The organism is Litoribacter populi (assembly GCF_007483685.1).
GTDB classification, from domain to species: domain Bacteria; phylum Bacteroidota; class Bacteroidia; order Cytophagales; family Cyclobacteriaceae; genus Litoribacter; species Litoribacter populi.
In genome coordinates this window covers 3,098,133-3,104,132 of sequence record NZ_VMKN01000001.1, presented here as the reverse complement: position 1 = coordinate 3,104,132, position 6,000 = coordinate 3,098,133, and the positions used below count along the sequence as shown (strand labels likewise).

Genomic DNA, 6,000 nt, shown 5'->3' with positions numbered 1-6,000 from the left:
TTCGCAATGAATTGTGTTAAATGTCAAGTTTTGAGTCCAAATTTTATTTCGCTACAGCATTGAAGTTTGAATAGCTTTTGTCATATGCAATACCTGATTTGGCAATGGCAAATGCCTGCTTGATTAGCTTATTCACTACAGCAATCATGGCCACTCTGTGAGCTTTTCCTTTTGCCCTTAGCCTTAGGTAAAGGTCCTTACAAGTGTTATTATGTATTTTGGCTGCTCTTGCTGCCATATAGAGACATTTCCGTACCTCTGCCATGCCCATCTTGCATATCTTTGCTTTTCCCTTCACAGAAGTTCCCGACTCATAAATTCGTGGAGAAAGGCCCAGGTACGATATGACCTGTTTGTAGGTTTCAAAACTGTCAAATCCCCTTAGAGCTACTATCAGTAGTAAACTTGTTTTGGGGCCTATACCTGGTACGGACTCCAGTTGCTTTTTTAATGCACCGTTTTCCTTTTCTATTAACATATTCATCTGTTTGTCAGCATCCTTGATGTTTTCTTCCACCCTTAGAAGCTCCTCCTCCATAGATTTTCTAATGAGTTTATTAACCGAACCGGTGGCTATAAAAGCTTCCAATTTCATCAGGATTGCATGCTGGTGTTTTAAAAGCTGTTTTCTATATACATACCACTGCTTGATCTCCATATAACACTCTTTTAATGGTTCCCATGGTTTAATGTCCATCAAACCTCCATAGGTGGCGATGCTGTGAGCGTCTGCGCTATCGGTTTTTGTCCTTTTCAGCTGCATCTGGGTAAATCTCTTAATAACCAGTGGGTTGATGACGGACAACTTCACTCCTTTGTCATAAAGAAAACTTGCCAGCTGGTAATAGTAAGGACCTGAAGCTTCCATAACCACCCAAGAATTCTCTGGTAACTTCAAGAAAAACTCTAGAAAGCCTTCGGCGTTGTTGACTACTTTTCCCTTAAGTGCTTTTCCATCAGTTGGTTTAAAATAAAAATCAAAATTATCCTTTGAGATATCGACTCCTATAAATACATGTATAGGTTTTGGCATAAACTTGTTAACTTTACGGTGATCCAAATGGGGTTGTTGCTATCAGGAGGACTTTTACCGTATCAATCTATACTTAAAACAGGTTCATTGACCTAATGAATTGTCCTGATTTCGGTAAAAAGCAGCAGAAGGGAACAGCATTGCGAAGAGTCTTTAATGACGAATGACGGGTACGGTTCTTAATCCTTCTGCTTTTACCTGGTAGCAGCGCCCTGCTTACTAGGCAAACCAAATAATATTCTGATAATTTACCAACACTTTTCTGACCTCTAACTTAGTATGACGGGAGGCCAGCACCGGGAATCTACTTTCTACCCCCGTGATTTACTTCGTCCCTCGTATTTCGTACTTCGTACTTCCGGACGCCTTCATCCCTAACCTTCTAACCCTCCCGCCGTGCGCCCGCACCGGGAATCTACTTTCTACCCCAATTTCCTGCCCAGTTTTTGATACACTTTCCAAAAGGACACAATGAAACATGAAAATTATGATCGGATTATTTATGCTAATCGCCGCTACAGGGTGCACGGAGACACCTTTGCCGGAAGGGGAGGAAAGGATGGAGCTTAGTTATACTTTCGAACAGGACATGGAAGGCTGGCAGGGAGGTTTCTCCGACCTACCCACCGAGGGGCAGGATATCTTCGAACTCGATTACGGCCACCGTCCCTTGCCTGAGGAGGTCGGTCGACAAGGTAGTGCCCTTTTCATTCAGGGCCACAACAGGAGTGATGATCTTTTTATGTTTTTCAAACGCCAGATCGACGGTCTGCAACCCAACACCCAGTATGAGGTGACTTTTGAGATCGAACTCGCGAGCCAGTACCCCGAAGAGTCCTTCGGGATAGGAGGCAGCCCCGGAGGATCCGTTTTCCTAAAAGCCGGCGCAGTCAATTACGAACCCATGGCCGAACCTAACGCCGATGGCTACCTCCAGATGAACCTCGACAAAGGCAACCAGTCAGCAGACGGTGCCGACATGTTTGGCATCGGCACAGTAGGGATCGAAAGTGAGGAGTTCACCTACACCCTCATCACCCGCGAAAACTCCAACCGCCCGCTGCGTGTAAACACGGATGATGATGGCACGCTCTGGTTGATCTTCGGTACCGACTCTGGTTTTGAGGGCATCACTGAGCTGTATTATGATTCGGTGAAGGTGAGGGTGACAAATTAGTTGTCCGCCCCGAAGCTTTGCTTCGGGGCTGTTGTCCCGTCCGCCAGGGCGGACTAGGTTGTCGTTGTTGTCATTGTTCTATTTTCGCGCCCAGCAGGGGATTATTTACGGGCGGGGATGAAGGCTGCCGAACTCCACCCTCATCCCTTCCGTGGCTGCACACTAAATAGAACAATGACAACCCCGACAACAGTCCCGGGAGGCGCAGCCGACCCACGGGACGGACAACAGCGCAGCGGACAACTCCATCAATTAACCCGCATCCCGCCCGTGGCTGCACACAGATTAGAACAATGACAACCCCGACAACAGTCCCAGGAAGGCGCAGCCGACCCACGGGACGGACAACAGCGCAGCGGACAACCACCGTCAATTAACCCCCATCCCTTCCGTGGCTGCACACAGAATAGAACAATGACAACCCCGACAACAGTCCCAGAAAGGCGCAGCCGACCCACGGGACGGACAACCCTGACAACCACGCAACTCAAAATTTCCCTGAAACTAGTGACCCTAGGTCCAACGATATTGGTTAATTTTGGACATGAGTTCATCAAACCTAGTACCCAATCTGGAAAAACTGGCTGCCCGTATGCAGGGGGAGCTGAAATTCGATTCCCTCTCCAAGACCCTTTACGCCACCGATGCCTCCGTTTACCGCGAGATGCCCCTGGCCGTGGCCTTTCCCAAAACCGAGCAGGACATTCAACTCCTGATAGATTTTGCCAATGCCTACCAAACCTCCCTCATTCCCCGCACAGCAGGAACTTCCCTGGCAGGGCAATGTGTGGGCAACGGGATTGTGGTGGATGTATCCAAACATTTCACCCAAATCCTGGAATTCAACCTTGAGGAAAAATGGGTGCGTGTGCAGCCCGGGGTGGTCAGGGACGAACTCAACCGCTTTCTGAGACCCCACGGACTGTTTTTCAGCCCCGTCACTTCCACGGCAAACAGAGCCATGATCGGCGGGATGGTGGGCAACAATTCTTCCGGGACCACCTCCATCGTTTATGGTACCACCAGGGAAAAGGTGGTTGAACTCAAGGTGTTGCTAAGCGATGGCAACCCGACAGTTTTTGGTCAGGTCAGTAAGAAAGAGTTTGATGAAAAATGCACGATTCCAGGTTTAGAAGGGGAGCTTTACCGACAGGTGAAAATGGAGCTTTCCGATCCCAAAAACCGGGAAAACATCAACAGGCATTTTCCCAAAAAGTCCATCCATAGAAGAAACACGGGGTATGCTTTGGACTATCTGATGGAAACCGAAGTTTTCGATGAAACAGGACAGTCTTTCAACTTCTGCAAACTGCTGGCAGGCTCGGAGGGAACCTTGGCTTTTACGACAGAGATCAAGATCAGCCTTGATCCCTTGCCGGAGCCGGTGGATATTGTGGTGGCGGCCCATTTTGAGAGCATTACGCTAAGCATGAAGGCTTCCCAGGTGGCCATGAAGCATCCGGCCACCGCGGTGGAATTGATGGATAAGATCATATTGGACTGTACCAAGGAAAGTATTGAATACAGCAAAAACAGATATTTTGTAGAAGGCGACCCCATGGCGCTGCTGATGATAGAGTTCCGGGGGCAGAGTTTGGAGGAAGCATTGGGAAAAGGAAAGGCCTTGGTGGAAGACCTGAAGGCTGCTGGCCTCGGCTATGCCTATCCCATCATCGAGCCTGACCTGACTGCCAGTGCCTGGGCCTTGAGAAGTGCGGGGCTGGGGCTTTTGGCCAACATCCCCGGGGACAGAAAAGCGGTGGCCTGTGTGGAGGATACCGCGGTGGATATTGTGGACCTGGCGGATTATATAGATGAATTTGACCGCACCATGGTGACTTTCAAACAGGAACCCGTGCACTATGCACACGCAGGTGCAGGGGAGATCCATTTGCGGCCTATTTTGGATTTGAAGAAAAAAGAGGACCGGGAGGAGTTTTACAAGATCTCCAAGGCCTCGGCCGAACTGGTTAAAAAATACAACGGCTCGCTAAGTGGTGAGCATGGAGACGGACGCGTTCGGGCTCCATTTATCCCCATGATGGTGGGAGAGGAGAACTACCAGCTTTTCCGCAGGATAAAAGCCACCTGGGACCCATCCGGGATTTTCAACCCCGGCAAGATCGTCGATGCCGCACCGATGAACACCTCCCTACGCTACGAGGAGGACATGGTGACTCCGGAACAGGATACCTTGATGGACTTCAGTGCTGTTGGGGGAATACTAAGGATGGCAGAAAAATGCAACGGCTCGGGAGACTGCCGTAAACTTCCAACTTCTGGCGGCACCATGTGTCCCAGCTACCAGGCCACCAGAAATGAAAAAGACACCACCCGTGGCAGAGCAAATGTTTTACGGGAGTTTCTGACCAAGGACCAGCAACCCAATCCTTTTGATCATCCTGAGATCAAGGAAGCGCTTGACCTCTGCCTTTCCTGTAAGGGCTGCACAGCAGAGTGCCCTTCCAACGTGGACATGGCCTCGATGAAAGCAGAGTTTCTGCACCAATACCACAAAACCCACGGTATTCCGCTTAGGTCAAAGGCCTTTGCCAACATTGCCACCCTGAACAACCTGGGAGGTAAAATTGCTGGGGTTTCTAATTTTTTCCTGGGCAACAAATTTACAGGGAAAGCATTGAAATCTATTTTGGGTGTGGCCGAACAGCGGGAGCTGCCGGCCATAAGCAAGGTGAGTTTGAGGTCTTGGTTTAAGAAGAACTATTCCTCCCTGCCGGGAAAAGAAAAAGTAATCAAGACCATATACTTGTTTGCCGACGAATTTACCAATTACAACGATACCGAGATTGGCATCAAGGCTGTGCAGTTGCTCAAAAAGCTGGGCTATGAAATTATCTTGCCCGAACACGAAGAATCTGGGCGGTCGGCTTTATCGAAAGGTCTGCTTGAAAAGGCCAAAAAGCATGCGGATGCCAATGTGCGGGTGTTTGGCAAATTGGTGGATGGTGAACATCCTTTGGTGGGGATTGAGCCGTCCGCAATATTGAGTTTCAGAGATGAGTATCCACGGTTGGTAGACAAAAGTCTGGTGGAGGATGCCAAGAAGCTTAAATTCCATACGCTGATGCTGGATGAGTTTATCGGCAGGGAGATCGTGGCGGGAAATATCCGTGCGGAGGATTTTACCTCGGAGCCAAAAACCATCAAACTCCATGGCCATTGTCACCAAAAAGCGCTTTCGGCGGTGAGTTGGAGTCACAAACTTTTATCTCTACCTCAGAACTATGTGGTGGAAACCATTCCGTCCGGATGTTGCGGTATGGCGGGGTCCTTTGGATATGAGAAAGAGCATTATGAGCTGAGCATGCAGATCGGGGAGATGGTGCTGTTCCCCGCGGTTCGTGAAGCGGACCAAGAAACCATCATCGCCGCCCCCGGCACCAGCTGCCGCCACCAGATCGCAGATGGCACGGGCCGCCAGGCCCTGCACCCGATTGAGGTCCTGTGGGATGCGTATAGAGGATAGGTTTGGAAGTACGAGGGACGAAGTTGGAAGTACGAAGTTGGCGTGGGGTAAGTAAATACGTGGTTGTCCGTCCCGAAAGCGCTTCGCTGTTCGGGGCTGTTGTCCCGGCCCTGCGGACCTCAGTTGTCGTTGTTGTCGTCTGGGCGCGAAAATAGAACAATGACAACCCCGACAACAGTCCCGGGAGGCGCAGCCGACCCACGGGACGGACAACAGCGCAGCGGACAACCACGAGGTAATGATGAATTAATAATGCTTGCCCGCCGTGGTGGAAATAATGAATGATGAACGCCGAACGCCGAA

Annotated in this window: 3 protein-coding genes; 2 read left to right on the top strand and 1 reads right to left on the bottom strand. The window is 49.8% G+C overall.

From position 1 onward, the window contains the following. Window positions 1–43 precede the first annotated feature (43 nt). A complete protein-coding gene (locus FPL27_RS13480) occupies window positions 44–1,033 on the bottom strand; it encodes an IS110 family RNA-guided transposase (protein ID WP_143959665.1) in 990 nt (329 codons plus the stop codon). 487 nt (window positions 1,034–1,520) lie between these two features. Between FPL27_RS13480 and FPL27_RS13475 the strand changes: the two genes are divergently transcribed. Both FPL27_RS13475 and FPL27_RS13470 read left to right on the top strand, forming a co-directional pair. Beyond that, the gene (locus FPL27_RS13475) at window positions 1,521–2,210 is read left to right on the top strand and encodes a hypothetical protein (RefSeq protein ID WP_143961584.1); all 690 of its coding nucleotides are present in this window, start codon (window positions 1,521–1,523) and stop codon (window positions 2,208–2,210) included. A gap of 544 nt (window positions 2,211–2,754) precedes the next feature. Beyond that, entirely contained in the window at window positions 2,755–5,697 is a 2,943-nt protein-coding gene (locus FPL27_RS13470) for an FAD-binding and (Fe-S)-binding domain-containing protein (protein ID WP_143961583.1), read from the top strand. Window positions 5,698–6,000 lie beyond the last annotated feature (303 nt).